This window comes from Herbaspirillum sp. GW821-FHT09A12 (genome assembly GCF_059418325.1).
This window is the reverse complement of sequence record NZ_JBWKPR010000002.1, coordinates 842,129-867,294: the sequence shown is the minus strand read 5'-3', so window position 1 is coordinate 867,294 and position 25,166 is coordinate 842,129. Positions and strand designations below refer to the sequence as shown.

At 56.5% G+C, this 25,166-nt stretch carries 23 protein-coding genes and 1 tRNA gene; 17 read left to right on the top strand and 7 right to left on the bottom strand.

The window, feature by feature from the left end:
• The first annotated feature begins 114 nt into the window (after positions 1 to 114).
• The 4 genes from rdgB to AC07N6_RS08890 all read left to right on the top strand — a co-directional run bounded on the left by rdgB (position 115) and on the right by AC07N6_RS08890 (position 5,390).
• Positions 115 to 705 carry an RdgB/HAM1 family non-canonical purine NTP pyrophosphatase gene (gene rdgB, locus AC07N6_RS08905; RefSeq protein ID WP_494779947.1) on the top strand — a complete coding sequence of 197 codons (591 nt, stop codon included), beginning with the start codon at positions 115 to 117 and terminating at the stop codon, positions 703 to 705.
• On the top strand, positions 702 to 1,946 hold the full coding sequence (hemW, locus tag AC07N6_RS08900; RefSeq protein WP_494779946.1) for a radical SAM family heme chaperone HemW: 1,245 nt from the start codon (positions 702 to 704) through the stop codon (positions 1,944 to 1,946). The genes rdgB and hemW overlap by 4 nt, the downstream gene beginning before the upstream one ends.
• 170 nt (positions 1,947 to 2,116) lie before the next feature.
• A complete protein-coding gene (locus AC07N6_RS08895; RefSeq protein ID WP_494779945.1) occupies positions 2,117 to 3,316 on the top strand; it encodes an EAL and HDOD domain-containing protein in 1,200 nt (399 codons plus the stop codon).
• Between the two features lie 4 nt (positions 3,317 to 3,320).
• Positions 3,321 to 5,390, top strand: a complete 2,070-nt coding sequence (locus AC07N6_RS08890; RefSeq protein ID WP_494779944.1) for a putative bifunctional diguanylate cyclase/phosphodiesterase — start codon at positions 3,321 to 3,323, stop codon at positions 5,388 to 5,390.
• Between the two features lie 12 nt (positions 5,391 to 5,402).
• On the opposite strand, the gene AC07N6_RS08885 is transcribed toward AC07N6_RS08890, so the two are convergent.
• On the bottom strand, positions 5,403 to 6,158 hold the full coding sequence (locus AC07N6_RS08885) for an ABC transporter substrate-binding protein (RefSeq protein ID WP_494780267.1): 756 nt from the start codon (positions 6,156 to 6,158) through the stop codon (positions 5,403 to 5,405).
• 801 nt (positions 6,159 to 6,959) lie between these two features.
• On the opposite strand from AC07N6_RS08885, the gene AC07N6_RS08880 reads away from it, so the two are divergent.
• From AC07N6_RS08880 to AC07N6_RS08855, 6 genes are all read left to right on the top strand, one after another.
• A complete protein-coding gene (locus tag AC07N6_RS08880) occupies positions 6,960 to 7,829 on the top strand; it encodes a hypothetical protein (RefSeq protein WP_494779943.1) in 870 nt (289 codons plus the stop codon).
• Between the two features lie 219 nt (positions 7,830 to 8,048).
• Positions 8,049 to 9,176 (top strand): WD40 repeat domain-containing protein, encoded by a 1,128-nt coding sequence (locus tag AC07N6_RS08875; protein WP_494779942.1) that lies wholly within the window; start codon positions 8,049 to 8,051, stop codon positions 9,174 to 9,176.
• A 51-nt stretch (positions 9,177 to 9,227) separates the two neighbouring features.
• Entirely contained in the window at positions 9,228 to 9,797 is a 570-nt protein-coding gene (locus AC07N6_RS08870; protein WP_494779941.1) for a hypothetical protein, read from the top strand.
• 85 nt (positions 9,798 to 9,882) lie between these two features.
• The gene (locus tag AC07N6_RS08865; protein WP_494779940.1) at positions 9,883 to 11,040 is read left to right on the top strand and encodes a WD40 repeat domain-containing protein; all 1,158 of its coding nucleotides are present in this window, start codon (positions 9,883 to 9,885) and stop codon (positions 11,038 to 11,040) included.
• A 286-nt stretch (positions 11,041 to 11,326) separates the two neighbouring features.
• Positions 11,327 to 12,277 carry a hypothetical protein gene (locus AC07N6_RS08860; RefSeq protein WP_494779939.1) on the top strand — a complete coding sequence of 317 codons (951 nt, stop codon included), beginning with the start codon at positions 11,327 to 11,329 and terminating at the stop codon, positions 12,275 to 12,277.
• A gap of 408 nt (positions 12,278 to 12,685) precedes the next feature.
• The gene (locus AC07N6_RS08855; protein WP_494779938.1) at positions 12,686 to 13,264 is read left to right on the top strand and encodes a hypothetical protein; all 579 of its coding nucleotides are present in this window, start codon (positions 12,686 to 12,688) and stop codon (positions 13,262 to 13,264) included.
• A 413-nt stretch (positions 13,265 to 13,677) separates the two neighbouring features.
• On the opposite strand, the gene AC07N6_RS08850 is transcribed toward AC07N6_RS08855, so the two are convergent.
• The 3 genes from AC07N6_RS08850 to AC07N6_RS08840 form a co-directional block, all read right to left on the bottom strand.
• A tRNA-Ser gene (locus AC07N6_RS08850) sits at positions 13,678 to 13,771 on the bottom strand.
• 123 nt (positions 13,772 to 13,894) lie between these two features.
• Positions 13,895 to 15,148, bottom strand: coding sequence for an aspartate kinase (locus AC07N6_RS08845; RefSeq protein ID WP_494779937.1), 1,254 nt, complete (start codon positions 15,146 to 15,148; stop codon positions 13,895 to 13,897).
• Positions 15,149 to 15,608: 460 nt separating this feature from the next.
• The gene (locus AC07N6_RS08840) at positions 15,609 to 15,893 is read right to left on the bottom strand and encodes a DUF4148 domain-containing protein (RefSeq protein ID WP_494779936.1); all 285 of its coding nucleotides are present in this window, start codon (positions 15,891 to 15,893) and stop codon (positions 15,609 to 15,611) included.
• A 217-nt stretch (positions 15,894 to 16,110) separates the two neighbouring features.
• On the opposite strand from AC07N6_RS08840, the gene AC07N6_RS08835 reads away from it, so the two are divergent.
• On the top strand, positions 16,111 to 17,022 hold the full coding sequence (locus tag AC07N6_RS08835; protein ID WP_494779935.1) for a LysR family transcriptional regulator: 912 nt from the start codon (positions 16,111 to 16,113) through the stop codon (positions 17,020 to 17,022).
• 12 nt (positions 17,023 to 17,034) lie between these two features.
• Here the strand turns inward: AC07N6_RS08835 and AC07N6_RS08830 are convergent, their stop codons facing one another.
• On the bottom strand, positions 17,035 to 17,460 hold the full coding sequence (locus AC07N6_RS08830; protein WP_494779934.1) for a thioredoxin family protein: 426 nt from the start codon (positions 17,458 to 17,460) through the stop codon (positions 17,035 to 17,037).
• Between the two features lie 111 nt (positions 17,461 to 17,571).
• On the opposite strand from AC07N6_RS08830, the gene tsaB reads away from it, so the two are divergent.
• From tsaB to AC07N6_RS08810, 4 genes are read left to right on the top strand one after another with little or no spacing between them, the layout of a single operon-like run.
• Complete coding sequence (gene tsaB / locus AC07N6_RS08825) at positions 17,572 to 18,291, top strand: tRNA (adenosine(37)-N6)-threonylcarbamoyltransferase complex dimerization subunit type 1 TsaB (protein WP_494779933.1); 720 nt, start codon at positions 17,572 to 17,574, stop codon at positions 18,289 to 18,291.
• A complete protein-coding gene (gene rimI, locus AC07N6_RS08820) occupies positions 18,288 to 18,794 on the top strand; it encodes a ribosomal protein S18-alanine N-acetyltransferase (RefSeq protein ID WP_494779932.1) in 507 nt (168 codons plus the stop codon). Before tsaB ends, rimI begins: the two co-directional genes overlap by 4 nt.
• Positions 18,791 to 19,819: a uracil-DNA glycosylase gene (locus AC07N6_RS08815; RefSeq protein ID WP_494779931.1), complete on the top strand. Its 1,029-nt coding sequence runs from the start codon at positions 18,791 to 18,793 to the stop codon at positions 19,817 to 19,819. The genes rimI and AC07N6_RS08815 overlap by 4 nt, the downstream gene beginning before the upstream one ends.
• Positions 19,820 to 19,850: 31 nt before the next feature.
• Positions 19,851 to 20,873, top strand: a complete 1,023-nt coding sequence (locus tag AC07N6_RS08810; RefSeq protein ID WP_494779930.1) for a DUF1853 family protein — start codon at positions 19,851 to 19,853, stop codon at positions 20,871 to 20,873.
• Positions 20,874 to 20,922: 49 nt separating this feature from the next.
• Here AC07N6_RS08810 and lplT read toward each other — a convergent pair whose 3' ends face one another.
• Entirely contained in the window at positions 20,923 to 22,191 is a 1,269-nt protein-coding gene (gene lplT, locus AC07N6_RS08805; RefSeq protein WP_494779929.1) for a lysophospholipid transporter LplT, read from the bottom strand.
• 163 nt (positions 22,192 to 22,354) lie between these two features.
• Positions 22,355 to 22,561 carry a hypothetical protein gene (locus AC07N6_RS08800; protein ID WP_494779928.1) on the bottom strand — a complete coding sequence of 69 codons (207 nt, stop codon included), beginning with the start codon at positions 22,559 to 22,561 and terminating at the stop codon, positions 22,355 to 22,357.
• Between AC07N6_RS08800 and alr the strand changes: the two genes are divergently transcribed.
• Positions 22,536 to 23,615: an alanine racemase gene (gene alr / locus AC07N6_RS08795; RefSeq protein WP_494779927.1), complete on the top strand. Its 1,080-nt coding sequence runs from the start codon at positions 22,536 to 22,538 to the stop codon at positions 23,613 to 23,615. The genes AC07N6_RS08800 and alr overlap by 26 nt on opposite strands.
• A 148-nt stretch (positions 23,616 to 23,763) precedes the next feature.
• Positions 23,764 to 25,152, top strand: coding sequence for an L-cystine transporter (locus AC07N6_RS08790; RefSeq protein WP_494779926.1), 1,389 nt, complete (start codon positions 23,764 to 23,766; stop codon positions 25,150 to 25,152).
• The last annotated feature ends 14 nt before the right edge of the window (positions 25,153 to 25,166 follow it).

The following is a 25,166-nucleotide window of genomic DNA, read 5'->3' as shown; positions in this document are numbered from 1 at the left end:
ATCGTTTTACAATGCGCACATCGCATAAGAACCTGTTAACGCCATGTTGCACTGACGACATGGCGTTTTTCATTGCACCGGCGCAATGCCATGCCAATACCACTCAGTCAAAGTATGAATACCAAGCAAAAGATCGTGATGGCGTCGAACAACGCCGGCAAGCTCAAGGAGTTCGCCAGCCTGCTGGGCGACATCGGTTTCGACGTGCGCGCGCAGGGCGAATTCAACGTGCCGGAAGCGGAAGAGCCGTTCGGCACCTTCGTCGAGAATGCGCTGACCAAGGCGCGCCACGCGGCCCGCCTGACCGGCCTGCCGGCGCTGGCCGACGATTCCGGCGTATGCGTCAACGCCCTGGGTGGCGCGCCCGGCGTGTATTCGGCGCGCTATGCGGGCGAGCCGAAATCGGACGCCGCCAACAACGCCAGGCTGGTCAAGGATCTGGCCGCGCATGCCGACAAGTCGGCTTACTATTATTGCGTGCTGGTCTATGTGCGCCATGCCGACGATCCCCAGCCGGTGATCGCCGATGGCGTATGGAAGGGCGAGATCGTGGCCGACGCGCGCGGCGAGGGCGGTTTCGGTTACGATCCGTATTTCCTGCTGCCGCAATTGGGCAAGACCGCCGCGCAGTTGAGCGCGGCCGAGAAAAATGCCGTTTCCCACCGGGGGCAGGCCTTGCGTGCATTGGTAGAGAAGCTGAAATGATCCCGATCAAACCGGTTGCAGCCAAGCTACCCGCCGGGCCGGCGCAGGGCGGCCCGGCCCAGGCCGCGCTGGCTTTCCTGAAGCCGGGCAGCCTGCAACTGACGGCTTTGCCGCCGCTGTCGCTGTATGTGCACTTCCCTTGGTGCGTGCGCAAATGCCCGTACTGCGACTTCAATTCGCATGAAGTCAAGGGCAGCTTCCCGGAGCAGGAATACCTGGACGCCTTGCGCACCGATCTCGAAATGGCGCTGCCGCTGATCTGGGGCCGCAAGATCACCACCATCTTCATCGGCGGCGGCACGCCCAGCCTGTTGTCGGCGGCCGGACTGGACCGTTTGCTGTCGGATGTGCGCACCTTGCTGCCGTTCGACAGCGACATCGAGATCACGATGGAAGCCAATCCCGGCACCTTCGAAGCCGAAAAATTCCGTTCCTACCGCGCCAGCGGCATCAATCGCCTGTCGATCGGTATCCAGAGTTTCAATGCCGGCCATCTGGCGGCGCTGGGCCGCATCCACGATGGCGCGCAAGCCTTGAAGGCGGTGGAGATTGCGCACGCCAACTTCGACAACTTCAACCTCGACCTGATGTACGCCTTGCCGTCGCAGACGCTGGCCGAAGCCCGCGCCGATGTCGAGACCGCGCTGGCCTTCGCGCCGCCGCACCTGTCGCTGTACCACCTGACGCTGGAGCCGAACACGCTGTTCGCCAAGTTCCCGCCGGCCGTGCCTGACGACGACGCCAGCGCCGACATGCAAGACATGATCGCGCAACTGACCTCGGCGGCCGGTTATGCCAACTACGAAGTGTCGGCCTATGCCCAGCCCAAGCGGCGCGCCAGGCACAATCTCAATTACTGGCAATTCGGCGATTACCTGGGCATCGGCGCCGGCGCGCATTCCAAATTGTCCTTCCCGCATCGCATCGTGCGCCAGGCGCGCTACAAGCATCCCCAGACCTATCTGGAACAGATCCGCGCCGGCGCGCCGATCCAGGAAGAGGCCGAGATCGGGCGCGACGCCCTGGGTTTTGAATTCATGCTCAATGCACTGCGCCTGACGCAAGGGTTTGCGCCGAACCTGTTTGCCGAACGCACCGGCATGGGCTTGAACCAGATCCAAAAGCAGCTGGATCTGGCGGAGGAAAAAGGAATGTTGTATCGCGATCACGCTTTGATCCGCCCAACGGAGTTGGGCCGGCGTTTTCTTAACGATTTGCAAGAAATTTTCCTGTCGGATTAAAGCCTGCTTGCAAGGCCATTTTTATCAGGTATATTTGGAAAAATTTGAATTTAATTAAGAATTCTGTTGGGAAACTAGGAACTCACTCTTATTTGTGAAAATAATTCTGGTTTTCCATCATGAATGAGCGCCTCAAACAATAAAAAGAGGGGCGCCAACGATAAAAGAATATGGCTGTCCAGGATAAAAGCGTCTCTTTTCCTCTCGTGTTTTTACAGCCTGTAGCCGACGTTCATCACGTATGGACTGCACTGTCTCTGCACATTTCACCCATTGATGAGGATGGCAGTGCACTGCTGTCCCGTCTATTCAACGAGTTCAAGCTGCATGACGCCCTGGGCGGACTGACTTGCATCATCCCGGTCCGGGATCCTGCGGTATTCGCGCCTGAGTTCGCCCATCCCGTTCCCCAAGGGCAGATCGCCCTGCGTGTGCCGGTCGAGCATTGCGTCGATCCCGGCAAGATCGATGCCTTGGACTGGCTTTACAGCCGCGGCTTTTCGATCATCGCCGACGGCCTGCCCGCGCAGGGCGCGGCCATGTTTCCGTTTGTCGAATCGATCGCGCTTGACGCCAGCGTAGGCCAGTTGCCGGACGCGGTGCAGTGGCTGCACCGCCTGCGCGGACCGCACCTGGCGGAAAACATCGGCGATGCGATCCAGTTCGATCGCTGCCGCGCGGAAGGTTTCCGCTGGTTTTCCGGCGACTATGCGCTGCATCCCGACAGCCGCCTCTCGCAAAAGAATTCGATTTCCCGCGCGCGCCTCCTGAAACTGCTGGGACTGGTCGCGCGCGATGCCGATGCGGGCGAACTGGAGTCGTTGCTCAAGCAGGACCCCGCGCTGTCCTACCAGCTCTTCAAGCTGGTCAGCTCGGCCGCCTTCGGCTTCTCGGCGCATATCACCAATTTCACCCAGGCCATCAACCTGCTGGGGCGGCGCCAGTTGCAGCGCTGGCTGCAATTGCTGCTGTATGCGCGCTTCCCCGGCGACGAGTCGGCCAATCCCTTGTTGCCGCGCGCGGCAGCGCGTGCGGCGATGATGGAGTCGATGGCGCAGCGGGTCGATTGCACCCGCGAGGAGCTCGACCGCGCCTTCATCACCGGCATGTTCTCGCTGCTCGACATCCTGCTGGGCATGCCGCTGCAAGACATCATCGAGCCGCTCAAGCTGCCGGTGGATATCGTCAATGCGCTGACCGCTCGCACCGGGCGGCTGGGCAAGTTGCTGGATGTGGTGGAGCGCTCCGAATACGGCCGCATCCCCCTGCGGCATGCCGACCTGGAGGCCGCCGGCCTCGACGCCAAGGTGTATTGCGAATGCCTGCTGGAGGCTTTTGGCTGGGCAACCAGAGTCAGCACCGAGGCTTGAACCGATGATCTCCTCCGTCAGCACCGACGATCTGGCATGTTGTTCCGCATTGCTGGACGCGCTGCAGAACCTGCATGGGCCGGCGCTGTCCGCCGCGCTCGGGGGGATCGCTTCCGGTTTCCTGAAGCGCCCCGGCGGTAAATACCAGTCCGGTCCGGCGCCGGAAGGGGACCTGCTCAAGCAGGCCGTCGGATATGAGAGCGAGCATTTCGGCTATTACCTCTTTCCCGATCCGGCCGCCACTTACAGCCAGCCGGAATGCCAGCGCCTGGCGATGCTGGCGGGCTTTACCGGCCGCCTGTTGCAGCGCCAGGCCGATACCGAAAAACGGGCCCGCTCGCTCGACCAGATCGAGGCCAAGCTGGAGCAGCAGGCGCAGATCCTGAACCAGATGCACGAGTCGGTGATCACCATGGATCCGGCCGGTTTCATCACCAGCTGGAACCGCGGCGCCGAGCAACTGTTCGGCTATACCGCGCTGGAAGCCATCGGCCGCAACGTATTGTTCCTCTATGAGAACGAAGACGAAGAGGATTCGCTGGCCGATATGTTCCTGGAGCAGGGCGGGCGCGAGATGGAAGTGCGCCGCCGCAAGAAGTCCGGCGAAACCTTCTGGGCCAGCCTGTCGCTATCGGTCATGCGCGACCAGCACGGCAATCCGATCGGCCTGATCGGCTACCTCAACGACATTACCGAACGCAAGAACGCCGAGAAGCTGATCCACCATCTGGCCTATTACGATTCGCTGACTGGCCTGCCCAACCGCACGCTGCTCACGCGCACCGTCGACCAGGCCTTGCTGGAAGCCCGGCAGGACAGTATGCACGGCTGCGTGATGTTCATCGACCTGAATCGCTTCAAGCCCATCAACGACACGCTGGGCCATGTGGCCGGCGATATGTTGCTGGTGGAGGTGGCGATCCGCCTGCGCCGCGCGCTGCGCGAGCAGGATGTGGTGGCGCGCCTGGGCGCCGACGAGTTCGCGGTGGCGCTGTTCGACATCGACAAGGATTACCACCCCGGCTTCGTCGCGCAGAAGCTGCTGGCGCTGTTCGACGAACCGTTCTTCATCGATGGCCATGAACTGCGCGTAGGGGCCAGCATCGGCGTGAGCATGTATCCGGAAGATGCCGGCGATACCGAAACCCTGCTGCGCCTGGCCGACATCGCCATGTATCGCGCCAAGCAGGGCGGCGAGAACAACGAGGGCGGTTACGCGTACTACAGCGAAGAGATGAACAGCAACACGCTGGACCTGCTGCGCATCGAGACCGGCCTCCTGCATGCCTTCGAATACAACGAACTGCTGTTGTACTACCAGCCGAAGGTGGACATGCTGACCGGCGGCATCACCGGCGCCGAAGCGCTGGTGCGCTGGCAGCATCCGGAGCGCGGCCTGCTGCTGCCGGGCGAATTCATCCCCATCGCCGAAGAGACCGGCCTGATCGTGCAATTGAGCGACTGGGTGCTGGATGCGGTCTGCAACCAGGCGCGCGCATGGAAGGATGCCGGCCTGGCGCCGATGCGCATCGCCCTGAACGTGACCGCACGCGAATTCACCCGTTCGCTGCCGGACCGCATCCGGGCGGCGTTGAGCCGACACCAGCTGCGCGGCGAATGGCTGGAACTGGAGATCACCGAAAGCATGCTGATGCACAGCACCGATCGCGTGATTTCCATCATGGAAAAGATTTGCAGCCTGGGCATCACGATTTCCCTCGACGATTTCGGCACCGGTTATTCCAGCCTGTCCTACCTCAAGCGTTTCCCGATCAATACCCTGAAGATCGACCGCTCGTTCACCATGGGCATCCCGGACGACACCAACGATTGCGCGATTGCCAGCGCCATCATCGGCATCGCCAAGCAGTTGCGCCACAAGGTGATCGCCGAAGGCGTGGAAACCGAAAAGCAGTTCAACTTCCTCAAGGACGCCGGCTGCAACGAGCTGCAGGGTTATATTTTCTCGCGCCCGGTGCCGGCCGACGATTTCTATCGCATGCTGCTGGAAGGCCGGCGGCTCAAGATCATCGGCGAGCATCCTTCATTGCCGCTGGACGATATCGGCTTCTGAGCGCGTGCCTGCTCAGTCGTTTTCCTTGGCGACGATTGCGCCTTCAATACCGTGCCGCGCGAGTGACGCCGCGACAAATCCTGACGTTTTCATTTCTTCGACAAAGGCGGACAGATAGCTGGCCGCCTCCTCGCCACGATGCTTGGGCACGCCCATGGCCTGACGGATCACCATGAAGCGTTGCTCCAGGATGCGCAGGCCGCCAGCTTTTTGCGCATCGTGTTCAAGCTGCTGCTTCACGCCCGCAGCCACGTCCAGGTTTTGGTCAAGGAAGGCTTGCACCACGGCCGGCGAGGTAGGGATGCGCACGATGGTCGCGCGCTTGAGTTCGCGCGTGAGGAAGAGATCGTAGGCGCTGCCTTGGCCGACGGCGACGCTGGTCCCCGCTTGGTCGACCTGTTCATTGGCCGTGATCGGCGAATCCTTGCGCACCGCGTAGTAGCCTTCGATCAGCACATAGGGCCGGGTGAAACTGATTTCCTGCCCGCGCTTGGGATCGATGGCGAAGAAGCCGATATCGGCCTGGCCGCGTTCGATGTTTTCCACCGAAACGCCGGCCGACTTCACCACCACCAACTGCAAGGGCACACCGAGCCGGCGTGCCAATTCCCGGGCCAGGTCTACCGATACGCCGACCGCTTCGCCGGTCTTGGCGTCCAGGTTGGCGAGTACCGGATTGCCGAGGTTGATCGATGCGCGCAGGGCTCCGGTGGGAGCGAAGCTGGCGACAATGGCTGCGCTGGATTGGGCATGGGCGGATTGAGGCATGGCGACTATCGATGAGAGCAATGACAGGGCAAGCATGCCCTGGATGAGGGTGGCGTTGATTTTCATTGTAGTGGATCTCCGGACTGGGCTGTGTGGATGCTGTCGGGATAGCATAGCCGAGTTGCCGGTTGTGCGTGGCGGTGGTCGGCAAGGACGGGAATGGACGCGGGTAGGTAGTTTGTCTGGACGGTTTTGTGCGTGTGTCGCCGTAGCTTGACGTCCGCTGTGCAGCCTTGCTCGCCTCCGCAAATCGGAATGGCGGAAATAGAAATGTCCGCTTGCGTGTTAATGCCGTTCAGTCAAGATTAACTCTGAACCAATCATTAGAGCCCGTTCGGGCTGAGTAGGCCCGTCAGGGGCGTATCGAAGTCAGCGTATTAGCGGTAGCGGTCTTGTCTGCTTTCTATATGCTGCGCAAAGAAATATGAGACGTAATAAGTGAATAAAAAATCAACTATAAATATTAATTTTTTTTGAAATAATGGTTACATCTATTTACAATTTACATGCAATTTCTAAGCGTCACTATTCTTGCGTGCTCAGATTGTAGTGAGGGGGTATAGAGATAACCTGAAACGTTTCTTGTAACCACCGTGCAAGTGAGTTCTTTTGTGCTAGAGGTAGGAAGAGCTCAATGCAGAAGCGATTTAGCGACGAACAAATCATTAGCATCTTGCGGGAGGTGATTTCGAAGTTCATGAATCACCAATGTAGGGAATGGGGAAGTTATCTGAGTAGAGCTGTTAGCAATTTTTGATACTGTTCTAGAGTTGCATCAGTGCGTTGAATCGAATAGAGCTTATGAATAAAAAGCGCATTTTGTTACTGATCGTTGTCTTGGTATTGCTGGTTATCTTATACAAAGAGGTCACCTCTATTACTAAAGAAAATAAAAATGTTTCTGGCGAGAGAGCTCCAGAGCATTTATTGTCATCTGAGCCTTTTGTTGAGGGGGAGCTAAGCGGAGTTCAGGTGCGTGTCCCGGCAAACTACATGAGAGGAGGGCGTCCTTTCATGGTTGAATATGACGACGACCATCCGTGGGAAATAAAAAAGCCAGATGCAATAAAAGCGCCACGATCTGTTAATTCTAGAATAGCCGACTTGGCTTTCTATGTGCATCAATCAGATCTAGCTCCTCTTACTGCGGTTAATTACGAAAATTGGCTTAATTCTTTCAAGGATAGAAATTCCAGTGAATGGATTGAATTCTCGTATCAAGGAAATTCGCGTGGGCTAAAAAGTTGGGGGATTAGCTCGTTTCTAAACAGACATGTCGTGAACCGAAAGTATAGATTTCCAGAGATGATTAGGTTTGAAGTGGTGAACGAAAAAGTTTACGGGCTCACTATGGAAAAGACTGCTCCAGTGGACGATAGTAAATATGATCAAAATAACTTTAATTTTTATTCTCGTCGGGTCGATTCACAGGTTGTGACTTTTATTGAATGTCGAGCAGGAGCGTCGCGATCTCCGCAGGGGAGTTTCAGTTGTGAGCATTATTTTTCTATGTGGCCTGATGCGGTTGTTGAAGGCTACATTAAATATTCCCCGTCTAAATTAAAAGATTGGGAGAGTATGGAGCGACAAGCAAAATTACTTTTTCTTAAATTTGTCGTTGGATGTTTTTCATCAGCACCCGCATGTCCTTCCCAGAAATATAACAATTAGAAATCGCAAGGTGGACCGAGCAGCCCCTGGTAGACATCTTCGAGTCATAATTTATGGCAACCGAGTCTCTATTTTTGTTTGCTGTGAGTTGGTTACGTCTTGATCGGCAGCATTGTGTTCATTTTTTGACTGAGATTGAGTTTTTTTATCTGGTCTGAGCTTCGCAGGGCCACCTCTTCCAATAGCTCAAACTAAATATTGCTGATAGGAATTGAACTCATGAGGTTTAACCCTGTATTTGTTGTCTTCTTATCGGTGTTATTTGTCGGGTGCAAATCTAAGGAACTTATTAAAGAGGTTGATTCGTTAGAAGTTACTTATGGAATTCAATCGATTGCTTGGCATCCAGATGGAGAGCGCATGGCCATCGGTTATTTCATGAAAGATGAGGTCGCAGTCTGGAACGTCAAGACGAAGAAAATGCTTTTCTCAGTCCCGAGTAAACGTCGCCCCATCAATTCATCTGGACAAGAAGTTATTTTTAGTAAGGACGGAAAATATCTAATTGTCCAGGATACCGTTGATACGAAGAATGGCGTCCCCCCATTTTCGAAGATCAAAGACAGTCCCGAGGACATGATAACCAGGGCTGATGATCAACGACTAATTCTGGCGAGGATTTGGGATTTGGAATCTCGAACAGAGGTTGCCCAACTCAGAGGAGCAGGTTCTCGTTTACATGATGGAAGGCATTCTGGAATGTGTTGGATCGGTGGCAAGAAAGATCAATTAGCCGTTCTGCGACGTTCCGTGGTCAGTGTTTATGAATCTCCTTCTGGGAAAAAACTCTACGACATAGATTTGTCTCATCCTTTTCAAGATGATCCTAATAAAACTAGGGATTATTTGGAAATGGATTGCCATCCAATAAAGCCGGAAATCGCGTTAGAAGGAAGCCAGTTTTGGGGGGACGTTCCAAAGCTAGGTCGAGTCCCCATCGGAACGACGCCTATTGTGATTGCGGATATGGAAAAGCGCGTGAGAAAGATGGTCGTATATAGCCCTACCGGATTGAGTGGAATTTCCTATTCGCTAGATGGGAGGAGATTGGTATCCCAAGGCGGTGAATGGATACGTACTTGGTCTGTTAATGATGGATACGTTAAAAGTCTCGTTGTTGAAACAACATTTAAAACCACAGGTTATTTGACATCAATCCCTGGTACTGACGGCATGTTGGGGTTAGGCGATGGTCATTTACGCTTTTGGAACTTCTCTAAGCCAAGTGAGGTTCTTGAGTTTCAAAGTTACAGAGACATATTCCGGATTTCTGTTAGCGAACGATCCAGTCTTGTTGCTGTTGTCACTGGAAGAGTAATTCACTTTTACCAGAAACAGAAAAATTGATCGACTGTAGTGGAAGTTATCTATTTTAGCTAAATGAAATAACAGGGCATTATGGCTATTCAAGAAAAGAAAAAGAATTTGAAAATAATTTCTTTTGGGGGATGGAGGGTCAGCATATCTCTAAGAATTGATTTCCTCAAAATTACATTTTTTATTTTTGGGATTTTTTTCTTAATTGTAGGTTTTAGCCGCTATATCCCAAGTGAAAAAAAACCAGAATTTGAAAAATTAATTAAGGTTGGGCCTTGGTCAGTTGAATCAATTAGAGGAAGAACTAGTGGCTTGCGATTTTCAGCGGTAAAAGGGGAGGAGCCAGGATATTTTCTAAATCAATATGAATTTAATCACGGAATAAAAATTCATGAGCTTATAAAGAAGATCCGGTTATCAAGGGAACCGTATGCTTATTTGTGGCTTAGTGAAAACAATAAATTACAACGTGTCTGGAAGGTCGAGATTGAGGGTAATGATGTACTGAACTATCAACGTGCAAAAGAGATATATTTCGATCGCCTGCAAAGTGGTGAGCAAGCAATGTTCGTGGCGTTTATATCTCTATTTTTGTTTGCTGTGAGTTTGTTGCGTCTTGATCGGCAGCATTGTGTTCATTTTTTTGATTGAGATTGAGTTTTTTATCTGGTCTGAGCTTCGCTGGGCCACCTCTTCCAATAGCTCAAACTAAATATTGCTGATAGGAATTGAACTCATGAGGTTTAACCCTGTATTTGTTGTCTTCTTATCGGTGTTATTTGTCGGGTGCAAATCTAAGGAACTTATTAAAGAGGTTGATTCGTTAGAAGTTACTTATGGAATTCAATCGATTGCTTGGCATCCAGATGGAGAGCGCATGGCCATCGGTTATTTCATGAAAGATGAGGTCGCAGTCTGGAACGTCAAGACGAAGAAAATGCTTTTCTCAGTCCCGAGTAAACGTCGTCCCATCAATTCATCTGGACAAGAAGTTATTTTTAGTAAGGACGGAAAATATCTAATTGTCCAAGATACCGTTGATACGAAGAATGGCGTCCCCCCATTTTCGAAGATCAAAGACAGTCTCGAGGACCTGATAACCAAGGCTGATGATCAACGACTAATTCTGGCGAGGATTTGGGATTTGGAATCCCAAGTGGAAGTTGCTCAAATCAAAGGGCCTGGCTCCCGTTTGCATGATGGAAGTCATTCTGGAATGTGCTGGATCGGTAACAAGCAGGATCAACTAGCTGTTTTGCGACGATCTGTCATCAGTGTCTACGAATCTCCGTCGGGGCGAAAGCTCTATGACGTGGATTTGTCTTATCCTTTCAAAGATGATCCCAATAAGAGTATAAATTATAAAAAAATGGACTGTCATCCAGTTAAACCTGATATCTCTTTAGAAGGAAGTCAATTTTGGGGAGATGTCCCGAAACTGGGACGGATTCCTATTGGAACGACACCTATTGTGATTGCCGATATGGAGAACCGCGAGCAAAAAATCGTCATATATAGCTCTACTGGATTAAGCGGTATTTCGTATTCGTCAGATGGGAAGCGATTGGTATCCCGAGGAGGGAAATGGATTCGTACCTGGTCTGTTGATAAGGGATACGCCGAAAGTCAAATTATTGAAACATCGTTTAAAACGATAGGTTATCTGACGTCAATCCCAGGTACTGATGGCATGTTAGGGTTGGGAGATGGTCATTTGCATTTCTGGAATTTCTCTAAGCCGGATGAGGTACTTGCATTTCCTAGTTACAGAGACATATTCCGGATTTCCGTTAGCGAACGATCCAGTCTTGTTGCTGTTGTTGCTGGAAGAGTAATTCACTTTTATGCGTATCGGAGAGATGAGAATGATACGGCCGTCAAGGAAATTAAATAAAAATGTCAACGAATTCGTTGAACACTGCAAGTCATTTAAAACTTGTCGGGCTAAATTCAGGAGAGGTTGCTTCTCTTGGATTTAGCGCAGTCCAGGACAATCTGCTGGATGAATTTAATTTTAAGCAAGCGTTAAAGATTAACTATCTCGCGTATTGTATAAAACGTGTATTTCTCATACTGCTAAGACGGCGGCACAGCTATCTTGGCGGTGTCAGTCCGAACGAATTTGAAGCCATGCATCGCAAGCGGAAATTAGGTGTCCACTAAATCCTGGTAACTCCAATATGAAAAACAAGATATTTGTTAAAAAATTCTCGCGACGGTCTTTTGATTGGGTTCGCGCCAGTCTTTTCTTCGTTACATTTTTCTTACCGCTGTCGATTAGTGGTTTTGCATCTGGCCAGCAATCAAAGGCTGTGAATGATGTCGACTCGGTATACAAGAATTGTGAGGGCGGCTATTACAGCGGTCCTCGTCCGGGACGTACGCGTTATACAAAAGATAGCTATCTCTGGATCGTGACTTCCGAGTTTGCTAAAAGATTTTGTATGCCGGAGGAATTTATCGATGATCGCTTAAAAGGTGCCGAGGCGATTGCGTACAAGATCGTTTACGAACCGGTGGAGCACTGTGGATGGGGAGGGGATAAAGAGACATGCGCACGGAGAGCCTCTCATGGGATCGAGATTTACTATAAGTCAGAAAGAAAAATGCCAGCCGTTAGCGATACAAAATTTAGCTTTCGTGCTCTCTACATGCTTGACTATTCAAAACATTTATTGTCAACCAATAGTGTAAATGCGCCCTCAAAAAGTACATCGGCTCAGTGGTTTCAGGATCGCCCAGGGGCTCAAAGCAAATTTACTGTCAACTCAATAATATTTGCTGGCGTAAAAGATTCAAAAATCGTTTGGCCCATTGCTGGCTTCGGTCAGCAGATTTATGTCGATGACGTAATGTACGGCTACGATCTCTTGACCCTGGAAGGAACGATGGGAGGATTTGTTAATCCTCGGATGGAGAAGTTGGGCATTGAACATTATGCTCTGATTTTCAAGCAGCCAAGTGATAACAGGAGTATTAACGGTCTGCCTCTTTCACAAGTTGCGTATGTCATCGAATTTCCAAAATGGTTCTTTGAGCAACTGCAAGATATAGATCGAGCCGATAGCAAAAAACGTGGAGAAATGCTGCAAAAAATGCTTTCGTCCTCTCGTATTCGCGGAAAAAAATAAGAACGGGGTTCCATCGTGGACAAAAATCAGCTTGCTTCGTATTTTTATTTTTCGGAAGCCGTATATCAGTACTAATAACAGTACTGATGCTGCCTATATTTCTGGGTGTCAGGCGTCGATCGTCGATAGTCTTGCTGCCACGGACAGCCATTTTTCGGCATAACTTTATATTGGTTCGGTAGTAGATGTAGCAGGGAATCCTCAATCATTCAGGATTGCATTTTGTGGTTCCGACGAGGTTGCCGACGGAAGAACCGTCGATGTGAATTTTGCCGTGGGAAATTGGAGGCGCAGATGTCAGACGCTGTCCGCTTTACCGGCAATGCCATTGTTGTTTTAAGAAGTTGGCACAAAGGGTTTGTAGAAATGCCACTCAATTTAGGGCGGCTATAGGCTATAAATATCATTATGTCTTTTAAAGAATATCGTCGATGGTTTGATGCGCATTTGAGCGGGCCACTTCCACTGAAAATATCAGGTCTGCTGCTAATAGTGACGTTAATAGTAGTCGCTCTTTTTGGTGCAATTGTCGTCCCAACTTCGATCTTAAAAACTAGTGAAGATGCAGTGGCATTAACTGCTTTTTCGCTTGGATTCTTCCCATGGTTAGCAAATATTCGCGTCTTCGGCGAGACCGCTGACCGAGCGCTTTATCTGCATAGTCTATGTCATCTGTTTTTTGCTCCAATGACCATATTTTATGCTGTTCAAGAAGAAAAACTAACGAGAAGCATTGGAACGGCCAGGCCTGGATTAACGCGGATGATTGGTTATCTATTGGCCGGAGGATTTCTGATTTTTATTTATTCGACCTTGCATTTGAATTTCTTTGGCGGAATTAGCAGGGCTAGTAAATTTGTTTTTATTAACAGGCTTTCTAGCGCGTGTATTGCACCAATAGTCGCGATTGGATTTTGGATGGCAGTTACAGGTTTCTTTGTAGACCTGTATGCATTAATGTTTTCTTCTCAAAAGAAAGATAAATAAGAATGAACGCACCATCCATTTATGTTCTTGGTAGTGGAGTCCAGTCTTCTACAGATGCTGCGCAGCCTTTGGGAAATAACGTATCTACGGGACTATCTAACGTTACTCCAAATAGTGAGATGCCCCATAGATCAATCTGTCCAGGACGCTATTAATGAAGCGGCTGGAAAATGTAGAACATATCTCGAAAGGCGGACTTGTTGAATCAGCGTGAGATAGCACCTGAAGTGCTGTGTTTTAATCTCAGCCAGCGGAACCACTCGCAACAGCAGATCGGCTGCCGGCATCCTTAGGCGACAACTGTACGTACTTACCAAGACCTGCTGAACCCAGTTGAGCCAATAATAATTTAAGGGGCGTATTACGGGCAGAAATGAAAAACGGGCCACGAAGGCCCGTTTTATCAATGTTTCTGGCGGAGACGGAGGGATTCGAACCCTCGATACAGGTTTAAGCCCATATGCTTCCTTAGCAGGGAAGTGCCTTCGACCACTCGGCCACGTCTCCACACTGCGGGCAGTTACTACGTAGCCCCAGCGAAGTCACGCATAATAGCTTCTCAACTGCGTTTGGTCAATCGGCGGTTTGCAAAAAACCGCTGATTTGTCCACCGAACTTTCCGTGCTGCGATTACTTGGCGCTGTCCAGGTCGAACGCCTTGTGCAGGGCGCGCACGGCCAGCTCCATGTACTTCTCGTCGATCAGCACCGAGATCTTGATTTCCGAGGTGGAGATCATCTGGATGTTGACGCCTTCCTCCGACAGCGTGCGGAACATTTGCGAGGCGATGCCGACGTGGCTGCGCATGCCTACGCCCACCACCGAGACTTTCGACACCTTGGTGTCGCCGTTGATGGCGGCGGCGCCGATGTGGGCCTTGACGCTGCTGTCGAGCACTTGCACCGCCTTGGCGTATTCGGCGCGCGGCACGGTGAAGGTGAAGTCGGTCTTGCCTTCGACCGACTGGTTCTGGATGATCATGTCGACTTCGATGTTGGCGTCGGCGACCGGGCCCAGGATCTGGTAGGCGATGCCCGGGCGATCCGGCACGCCGAGCACGGTGATCTTGGCTTCGTCGCGGGAAAATGCGATGCCGGTGATGGTTGCTTGTTCCATGTTGGTGTCTTCCTCAAACGAAATCAGGGTGCCGGAGACGGTTTCTTCGGCGAGCGGCATGAGCGGGTCGGTCAGCGACGACAGCACGCGGGTCGGCATCTTGTAGTTGCCGGCGAATTCCACGGAGCGGATCTGCAGCACCTTGGAGCCCAGCGATGCCATTTCCAGCATTTCCTCGAACGTCACGGTGTTGAGGCGGCGCGCTTCGCTGACCACGCGCGGGTCGGTGGTGTAGACGCCGTCGACGTCGGTGTAGATCAGGCATTCGGCGGCCTTGATGGCGGCGGCCACTGCCACGGCCGAGGTGTCGGAACCGCCGCGGCCCAGCGTGGTGATGTTGCCGTCGGCGTCAACGCCCTGGAAGCCGGTGATGATGACGACCTTGCCGGCGTTCAGGTCGCGCCGTACACGGGCGTCGTCGATCGAGCGGATGCGCGCCTTGGTGAAGGCGGAGTCGGTCTTGATCGGCACTTGCCAGCCGGCGTAGGACACGGCCTCTTTGCCCAGCGCCTGCAGCGCGATGGCCAGCAGCGCCACGGAAGCCTGTTCGCCGGTGGCGGCCAGCATGTCCAGTTCGCGGCCGTCGGGCTGGGCCATGATTTCTTTGGCCAGGCCCAGCAGGCGGTTGGTTTCACCAGACATCGCCGAGGGCACGACGACGATCTGATGGCCTGCGTCGTGCCATTTGGCAACGCGCTTTGCGACATTCTTGATGCGCTCTGTCGAGCCCATCGAAGTGCCGCCGTATTTGTGAACGTATAAAGCCATAGGGATAAGAATAGGTGGCCCGACTTTGACGAACAACCGCTAGCTAGGCCGGAGGGAACAAACCCTTGACTTTACATCCGGTGCGCCAAAATCTCAAGGAAAAGCTTGTCCGGCAAGGCTTTCTGATGAGCTTTTGCATGTCGCGGCGCAGCAAAACATCCCGTCAGGCGCGTCCAGGGTGCGCAATTTGCGCAGGATTGGCCTCAGGCAACGCAAATTGCGTGCAGAGGTACGATGCAAAGAGGAAAGCGAGGGGGGATTGGGCGGGCGGGGGCACCAGCTGTCATGCGCTGCAGGCTCTGTCTGGCAGGCGGCATGGCAGTTGGTGCTGCGGTACTGATGTGAAGCGTCGGTACTGCGTACTTCGTATTACCCGTTCTTCAGCCCGGTGCCGGTGGTTCGGACGCGCGATGGCGGAACGCTGCCGTCGGGCTGGATGGCGGTCGTGCGCAAACGTCTATCAGGCGCCGTTGTACAGGCTGTCGGCGGCCTTGTTGCTGCTGGCTTGCTGCACTTCGTTTTCCACTTGCTGGCGGCTCAGGTGAGAGCTGGCCTGGCGAACGATAGGGTACTCGTTGCGCACGGCGATTTCACCGTTGGCGCGGGCGCGTTGCAGTTCTGCCTTGACGTCGGCGCGGGTCTGGGTCGACACGAAAGCGGTTTCAGGGGGATAGGGTGCTTCTGCCAGGGCGGCGCCAGCGGCGACCAGGAGAGCGGCGGCAACGGTAATGTTCTTGATGCTCATGATCTTGTCCTTCTTGGTAAGTTGATAAAAATCCGCAGGCACCTTGGCCGGTAAGGGGGTACGGTCAACATGCGCTGTTCCTTCGGAATCGGCTGGAAGCGTTTTCTGTTGCATTCGTCCAACCGATGAATGCAGTCTAAATGTTGCCTAAGCAAAGAAAAATGGGTTTAATCGGAATTGACTATTTCTCTATCTGGAACAATCAAGGGCTTGAATTATGGATCGGCTGCAATCAATGCGGGTGTTCTCCAAGGTGGTGGAGCAGGGGAGTTTCGTGCGCGCGGCGGAAATCCTGGAGATTTCCAACGCCGTGGCCACGCGCTTTATCGCCGACCTGGAGGCGCACCTGGGCACGCGCCTGCTGAACCGCTCGACGCGCCGCCTGTCGCTGACCGAGTCCGGGCAGGCCTATCTGGAACGTGTGCGGCTGATCCTGGCCGAGATCGATGATGCCGAAGCGCTGGTTTCGCTCGATACCAAGATGCCGGGCGGAACCCTGGCCGTCTACTCGCATGCGGGATTCGGGCAGTCGCAGCTGGCTGGATTGCTGTCCGGCTATTCCCAGGCCTACCCGGAAGTGGTGCTGGACGTGACCCTGTCCGACCGCGCCATCGATTTGGTGGAAGAGGGGATCGACATCGGGTTTTTCAGCAGCATGCAGAAGGTCGACGCCAGCATGATCGTGCGCCAGTTGGGCATCGCCAAGGTGGTGCTGTGCGCGTCTCCCGACTATCTGGACAAGCATGGCTCCCCGCAGCATCCGGAAGACCTGTCGCGCCATTGTTGCCTGAATTTTTCGCACGAGTATCTGCGCCACCATTGGCATGTCAACACGATCAACGGTGTGCTGGATGTGCCCATCGTCAGCAAGGTGGTGTCCAACAGCAGCGTATTGCTGCGGGAGTTCGCATTGAGGGGAATGGGGATTGTGCTGCGGCCGTCCTTTTCGCTGGGCGACGATTTACGCAGCGGCAAGCTGGCGCGGGTGCTGCCGGACTTTGATACCGGCCAGGTCAGCATTTCGATGGCCTATCCCAGCCGTCGCCTGCTGTCGGCCAAGGTGCGCAGTTTCGTGGAGCATGTCAGCGCGCTCTATCCGCATCCGGAGAGCGATCCCTGGCTGGCTTGAGCCGGCAGCCGGTCAGATGACGTCGGCCAGCTTGGCCAGCAGGTTGCATTCTTCCTGCCAGGTGCGGCGCTCTTCGGTGCTGATGGCTTCGCGCTGCAAGTCGGCATCGCTTTTTTCCAATTGCGAGAGCAGGATGCGCTCGGCCAGCCGGGTGTCGGGCTCCATCGGGCCGAAGAAGGCGACGGTGGCGCCGCGTTCGATGAGCAGGGTGGGGAAATTGTCGATGTCGAGGTCGCCGAGCAGGTCGGCCTGGTCTTCGATATCGATCCAGACGAAATGGTGTTGCGGGTAACGCGCCGCCCAGGCGCTGAAGGCAATGTCGTAATCGCGACAACTGCCGCACCAGGCCGCGCACAGGCAGGCGACGACCCAGGTGTCGTTGCGCAGGGCGTTTGCCAATTGGCGGCGGTTGGTCTGGTCTAGTTTCTGGTAGGACATGGCGTCGCTATTTTACCCGCTTCGGCAGCCGTGGTTTTGCTTTGGAGCGAAGCAGTCGCCGGTGCTTGCCAACAGCACAGGGAAAAGCCCGCCTCACGGTAAAATAGCGGGATGTCCACGATCTTAGCCATTGAAACATCCACCGAGCTCGCATCGGCAGCGCTGCTGCACCAAGGCGAGCTGATCGCGCGCGAATCCGCCGGCGCGCAGACCCATTCCGATTCGATTCTCCCGATGATCCAGCAATTGCTGGCCGAAGCCGGCATCACCCTCTCCCAGTGCGATGCGCTGGCCTTCGGCGTCGGGCCGGGGTCTTTCACCGGCGTGCGCACGGCCTGCGGCGTGGTGCAGGGACTGGCCTTCGGCATCGACCGGCCGGTAGTGCCGGTCGTCACGCTGGAAGCGGCGGCCCAGGCTTGCCGGGCGGCGCATCCCGATGTCCGCGAAGTCTTGCCCATCCTCGATGCCCGCATGGGGGAGGTGTATTGGGCGCGCTATCGCGCAGGTGATAACGGCGCTTGGGACATGCTGGCCGAGCCGGCATTGTCGGCGGCCGGGCAGGTCGACAGCGCAGGCAAGCCGGTGGCCTGCGGCAACGGCCTTGCGGTGTATGCGGCGCACTTCACGCCGGATTTCTGCGCCAACGAATTCGCGGCCGCTTATCCGCAGTACATGCCGCATGCTCGCCATGTGGCAAGCCTGGGCCAATTCCATTTTGCCCAGGGGCGCGCTTTGCCGGCGCAGGAAGCGCAACCGCTCTACCTGCGCAACAAGGTCGCGCTGACTACCGCTGAACGCGAGCAGCGCGATGCCTTGAAGGGGGCGGCATGACCGCGTCGGTCGAGAGCGGCGCCGAGCTGTTGTCCGGATTGGAGGCGCGCTTCGGGCCGCTGCGGTTCGCTCCGATGACGACAGACGACATCGATGCCGTGGTCGAGATTGAAAACGCCGTCTATTCGCATCCGTGGACCCGCGGCAATTTCCTCGATTCGCTGTACAGCGGTTACCAGGCGCAGACGCTGCGCGACGGCGCGCATGTCTTGCTGGGCTATTTCCTGGTCATGCTGGCGGTGGATGAAGCGCATCTGCTCAACATCAGCGTCGCTGCCGCGCACCAGCATCAGGGGCTGGGTCAATTGCTGCTCAACCAGGCTGCCGCGTTGGGCCGCAGCCAGCAGATGCGCAGCATGCTGCTGGAAGTGCGGGAATCGAATACGCATGCCATCAAGGTATATAAACGCTATGGCTTTTCCGAAATCGGTCGGCGCAAGAACTACTACCCGGCCGGGAACAATACCCGCGAAGGGGCTATCGTCATGAGTCTCGCGCTATGAATGAAGAATTGAAAAACGAGAAAGAATACGGCTCCTCGCTGGCATTGCTGGATGCCTTGGGCATCGGCCCGGTGTGGGTGCAGCGCGACCTGGCCGTGGAAGAGGCTGCAGAAGAGGCCGTGGCTGCGGAAGAAGCGCCGGCCGCAATCGCCGAGATGCGTCAGGATGCGCCAGCGGTTGCTGCGCCGCGTCCTGCCTTTGCTGTTTCTGAAGCAAGCGCTCCGGCAGCGCCGCCGGTGGCGCGTCCTATGCCGGCGGCGCCGTCGCCGCCGCCACTGCGTGCGCCCGAGCATCGCAGCGCGCCGCCTGAAGACGATGGCGGCCCGCCGGCGTGGCTGGACGAGATGGATTTCGCCGCATCGATGGAGCCGCTGGTGCCGCCCCATGACGATGAGGAAGATAGTGCGCCTGCGGCCGTCGACCCGATGATCGCCAGGATTGCCGCCATGGAGTGGCCGCAGCTCAAGGAAAGCGTGGCCGATTGTCGCCGCTGCGGCTTGTGCAATGGCCGCAAGAACACCGTCTTCGGCGTCGGCGATGAAAAAGCCAAATGGCTGTTCATCGGTGAAGGGCCGGGCCGCAATGAGGATATGCAAGGCGAGCCATTCGTCGGCCCGGCCGGCAAGCTGCTCGACAACATGCTGGTGGCGATGGGCTTGAAGCGTGGCGACAATGCCTACATCGCCAACATCGTCAAATGCCGTCCGACCGATGACAACGGGCGCGACCGTCCGCCATCGCCGCAGGAAGTGGCGGCCTGCTTGCCTTACCTGCAACGCCAGATCGCGCTGATCCAGCCGACGGTGCTGGTGGCGCTGGGCAAGACCGCGGCGATCTCGCTGCTGGGGCTGGATCCGTCGACGCCGGTATCCAAGCTGCGCGGCACCGTGCACCGCTACCAGGAGCTGCCGCTGGTGGTGACCTACCATCCGGCGTATCTGCTGCGTACGCTGGGCGACAAGAGCAAATCCTGGGCCGACCTGTGCCTGGCGATGACCGCCTTCCAACGCCAGCCGGTGCAATGACATGGCCGACGCCCGGGAGCGTCCTGCTTCAATGAGCTGCCAGGCGCGGTTCCATGAGCGCTGGCCCGAGCTGCGCGATCCGCATGTGCGCGCACTGGCCTGGCTGCTGGACGCGCCGGATCTGATGGCCGTCGATGCGCCGTGCTGGGAAGGGCGTATCGCCACCCTGGGGCCGGTTAGTGATGAGGTCGCCGCATGGCTGCGTGCGCTGGAGCAGGATGCGCAGCTGAACCGGCAACTGCACGACCATATGGCGCGCCAGCCTTCCGCCCGGTTGGGCCGCTATGCCGAGAAGCTGCTCGGTTTCTATTTGCAGCAGCGCCGGCAATTGGTCGCCGTCAACCTGCAGGTGCGCAACCATGGCGCGACCCGCGAGACCCTGGGCGAATTCGACTTTCTGGTGCGCCGCCCCCATATCGATTCCGGCAACGGGCTCGAGCATTGGGAATTCGCCACCAAGTTCTACCTGCTCGAACAGGTTCCTTCCCAACTGGATCAATCAGGCGAACTGCCTCCCGATGCCTTTGTCGGCCCCAACCTGGCCGATTCGCTGGGTCGCAAGATGCGCAAGATCATGCAGCAACAGTTGATGTTGTCGCGCCATCCCGCCGCCGCCGGGGTGTTGTCGGAACCTGTTGTGTCCGCCCAGGCGCTGGTCAAGGGATGGCTGTTCTATCGCGAACCGTTGTCGTCGTTGCCGCCGGCGATGGGTATTGCGGCCGACCATTGCCATGGCTTCTGGTGCGATGCGGCCACTTTGCGGCAGCGTTATGCGCAGCCGTCCGGCCCATTGCATTTCCTGTTGCCGCCCCGGCTGGAATGGCTGGCGCCGGCGCGCGCCGATATCGGCCGCACGCTGGGGATGGATGCCTTGCAGGAGGAATTGGCTGCGCGCTTTAATGCGGATCCGGCGCCGGTCATGCTGGCGGTGTGCCGGGGGCCCAAGGCGGGCGAGGGAGGCGATGCCTTCGAAATCGAGCGCGGCTTCATCGTTCCCGACGGCTGGCAGCAGCGGGCGGCCGAGCATGTCAGGCATGCGGTGATACGGATCTGAGCAGTTAAGGGAAGCCGGCAGCAGGGTGGCCGCGGCGCCTGCCGCGGTTTCAATGGCGGTGCTTGTCTTCGCCGATCAGCGAGAGCGAATCGTGTTCGCGCTGGTTGGCGGCGTGGCGGCGCATGATCAGGTACATGATGCCGGCCACGAAGGAGCCGAAGATGATGATCACGGTGTTCACATCCAGGTCCATGCGCACCATGAAGGCGTACAGCACCAGCATGGTCAGCACCGAGAGGTTCTCGTTGAAATTCTGCACCGCGATCGAATGGCCTGCGCTCATCAGCACATGGCCGCGGTGTTGCAGCAGCGCATTCATCGGCACCACGAAGTAACCGGACAGCGCGCCGATGATCACCAGCAGCGGATAGGCGATCCAGATCGAGGTGGTGGTGGTCATCAGCATCACCACGATGCCCATGATGATGCCCAGCGGCATCACCGACAGCGACTTCTTCAGCGGCACGAAACGGGCGGCGGCCATCGCGCCCAGCGCCACGCCCACGGCCACGATGCCTTGCAGGATGGCGGCCTTGTCCAGCGGCATGTGCAGCGACTTCTCGGCCCATTTCAGCACGATGAACTGCAGCGTGGCGCCGGCGCCCCAGAACAGGGTGGTCACCGCCAGCGAGATCTGGCCCAGCTTGTCCTTCCACAGCAGGTTGAAGCAGCCGGCGAAATCGATGATCAGGCGGATCGGATTGCGTTGCTGGTGTTCATAGCGGGCGCCGGTATCGGGGATGCTGAGGTTGAACAGCGCGGCGATGATGTAGATGACGGAGATGATGCACAGTGCCGCTTCGGTGGGCGTATCGATGGGGAGGTCGACGAGGGGGAAATCGAAACTGAGGATGACCGAGGCAACATGCGGATTGACCAGCGCGCCGCCCAGTACCGTGCCCAAGATGATGGAGCCGACCGTCAGGCCTTCGATCCATCCGTTGGCGGCGACCAGTTTTTCCGGTGGCAGCAGTTCGGTGAGGATCCCGTATTTGGCCGGGGAGTAGGCTGCGGCGCCGAACCCGACCACCGCGTAGGCCAGCAGGGGATGGACGGTGAAGAACATCAGGCTGCAGCCGACGATCTTGATCATGTTGGTGATCAGCATCACCCGCCCCTTGGGAAAGGCATCGGCGAAAGCGCCGACGAAGGCGGCCAGCAACACGTAGGAGAGGACGAAGAAAAGCTTGAGCAGCGGCGTCATCCATGGCGGAGAATGCATTTCGGCAAGGAGGGCGATAGCGGCGATCAGCAGCGCGTTATCGGCGAGCGACGAAAAAAATTGCGCCGCCATGATGGTGTAGAAACCGCGATTCATCCCTGTCCAAAATGTAACAAATTAGCTCCGGCTAGCTTTATACCATGAAACCATGGCGTGCCAATGATTAGAACCTGTTAACAATTAATTTGCGAGATGCATCGCCTCCAGGGGCGCCATGCCCGGGCAGACAACGCTTGCTGGACACTCGCACGCGTAAACCTTAAATGTTAACAGGCCCTGGTCTGACCTGAAAGATATTCGTCCGGTAAAATGCCCGCTTGTTCCCCGGCAGGGCAAACTTCCGGGCGATTTGCGGCGCAGCAGCCGGTTTTCGATCCGGCTCTCGGTATTTGTCGTATTGCCCCGCCTTTGCCCATTGTTTAACAGGCCCATCGCTCATCATGCCAAGACCGATCGTCGCTTCCATCAGCATTTCTGCCCTTCAACATAACCTGGCCGTTGCCCGCGCCCATGCACCTGGCGCCAAGGCCTGGGGCGTGGTCAAGGCCAACGCCTACGGACACGGGCTGGAACGCGCCATGCGCGGCTTGGCCCAGGCCGATGGCCTGGCCCTGGTCGAGGTGGACTACGCGGTGCGGCTGCGCGAACTGGGCTGGCGGAAGCCCATCCTGTTGCTGGAAGGATTCTTCGATGCCGATGATTTGCCGCTCCTGGCCCGGCACGACATCCAGTTCGCGGTGCACTGCAACGAACAGATCGCCATGCTGGAGGCGTTCGCCACCGAGGCCGGGCTGCATGCCCATCTGAAGATGAACAGCGGCATGAACCGCCTTGGCTTCAAGCCCGATGTCTACCGCGCCGCCTACGAGCGGCTCCAGAAGATTGCTTCGGTGCGCAGCGTCACGATGATGACCCACTTCGCCAATGCCGACGACGCCGGCAATCCGGATTTGTCGTTGCAGGAGCAGGTCAGGCGTTTCAATGCCGGCACGCAAGGGCTGGCCGGGCCGAAGAGCCTGTGCAATTCGGCGGCCGACCTGCTGCATGGCGAACTGGCCTGCGACTGGGTGCGGCCCGGCATCATGCTGTACGGCGGCACGCCCGGCGGCGGCAGCGCGGCCGATTTCGGATTGCGCCCGGTCATGACGCTGGAGAGCAAGATCATCGGCGTGCAAGACGTCGCGCCTGGCGAAGCGGTCGGTTACGGCAGCCGCTTCGTGGCCGACCAGCCGATGAAGGTGGGGGTGGTCGCCTGCGGTTACGCCGACGGTTATCCGCGTCATGCGCCCAACGGCACGCCGGTAGTGGTCGATGGCGTCAAGACCGGTACTGTCGGCCGGGTGTCGATGGACATGATGGCGGTCGACCTGACTGGCGTGCCGGGCGCGGGCATCGGCAGTCGCGTGGTGCTGTGGGGCGAGGACTTGCCGATCGACGAAGTCGCGTTCGCGGCCGGCACCATCGGCTATGAGCTGATGTGCGCGCTGGCGCCGCGCGTGGCCGTGCGCGAAGTGGCGTAAGTGGCATATGTGGCGTAGCGGGAAAGCGCGGCACACGCGGATTTATCCGCACGGAAGCTTTATCAATGTTTATCAATGGATGCGCCCATAGGGGCGGCGTTCATATCGAGAGCATATTTCAAGACCATATTTGCAGGGGAAACCAGGAATGAATCAGGCGCTTGTGATCAACGTGGCGGTGTTTGCCGTCCTCTTGCTGCTGCTGACGCAAACCCGTCGCCGGAGCTGGAGCCTGGCGCAGAAAGTGCTGGCCGGCCTGGCGCTGGGCGTATTGTTCGGCCTTGGCCTGCAACTGGTCTATGGCGAAGGCAGCGACATCGTGCGCGCTTCCATCCCCTGGTTCAATATCGTCGGCAACGGCTATGTGCAACTGCTGCAGATGATCGTCATGCCCCTGGTATTCGCCTCCATTCTGAGCGCGATCGCCAGGCTGCATTCGGCATCCTCGCTGGGCAGGATCAGCGTGCTGGTCATCGCCACGCTGCTGTTGACCACGCTGGTCTCGGCGCTGGTCGGGGTGCTGATGGCCAATCTGTTCGGCCTGACGGCCGAGGGGCTGATACAGGGCGCGCGGGAGAGCGCCCGCCTGTCCGCCATCGAGAGCAGTTATGCGGGCAAGGTGGCTGATCTGAACATCCCCCAGCTGGTGCTGTCGTTCATTCCGAAAAACCCGTTTGCCGACCTCAGCGGCGCCAGCCCGACGTCGATCATCAGCGTGGTGATCTTCGCCGCCTTCCTCGGCGTGGCGGCGCTGCAATTGCTCAAGGATGACGTGGAAAAGGGCCAGCGCCTGCTGGCCGGCATCGACCTGCTGCAAGCCTGGGTCATGAAGCTGGTGCGACTGGTCATGCAGTTGACGCCGTATGGCGTGTTGGCGCTGATGACCAAAGTGGTGGCCAGCTCCAATCTCCAGGATATCGTCCAGCTGGGCGGCTTCGTGGTCGCTTCCTATCTCGGCCTGGTGATCATGTTCGCGGTGCATGGCGTGCTGCTGTCGGCCTTCGGCGTCAACCCGCTGCGCTTTTTCCGCAAGATCTGGCCGGTGCTCAGCTTCGCCTTTACCAGCCGCTCCAGCGCGGCCACCATTCCGCTGAACGTGGAGGCGCAAACTCGCCGCCTGGGCGTGCCGGCGTCGATTGCCGGTTTTTCCGCGTCGTTCGGCGCCACCATCGGCCAAAACGGATGTGCGGGACTGTATCCCGCCATGCTGGCGGTGATGGTGGCGCCGACGGTGGGCATCAATCCGCTGGACCCGATGTGGATCGCCACCCTGGCCCTGGTGGTGACCGTCAGTTCGGCCGGAGTGGCGGGTGTCGGTGGCGGCGCCACTTTCGCGGCGCTGATCGTGCTGCCGGCGATGGGGTTGCCGGTGACGCTGGTGGCGCTGTTGATTTCGGTGGAGCCGTTGATCGACATGGGGCGTACCGCCTTGAACGTCAGCGGTTCCATGACCGCGGGCGCCATCACGAGCCAGGTGATGGGGCAAACCGACAAGTCCGTCATGCACGGCGATGAGGCGGTAGAACTGGCGCAGTGACGGCGCCAGCCTCT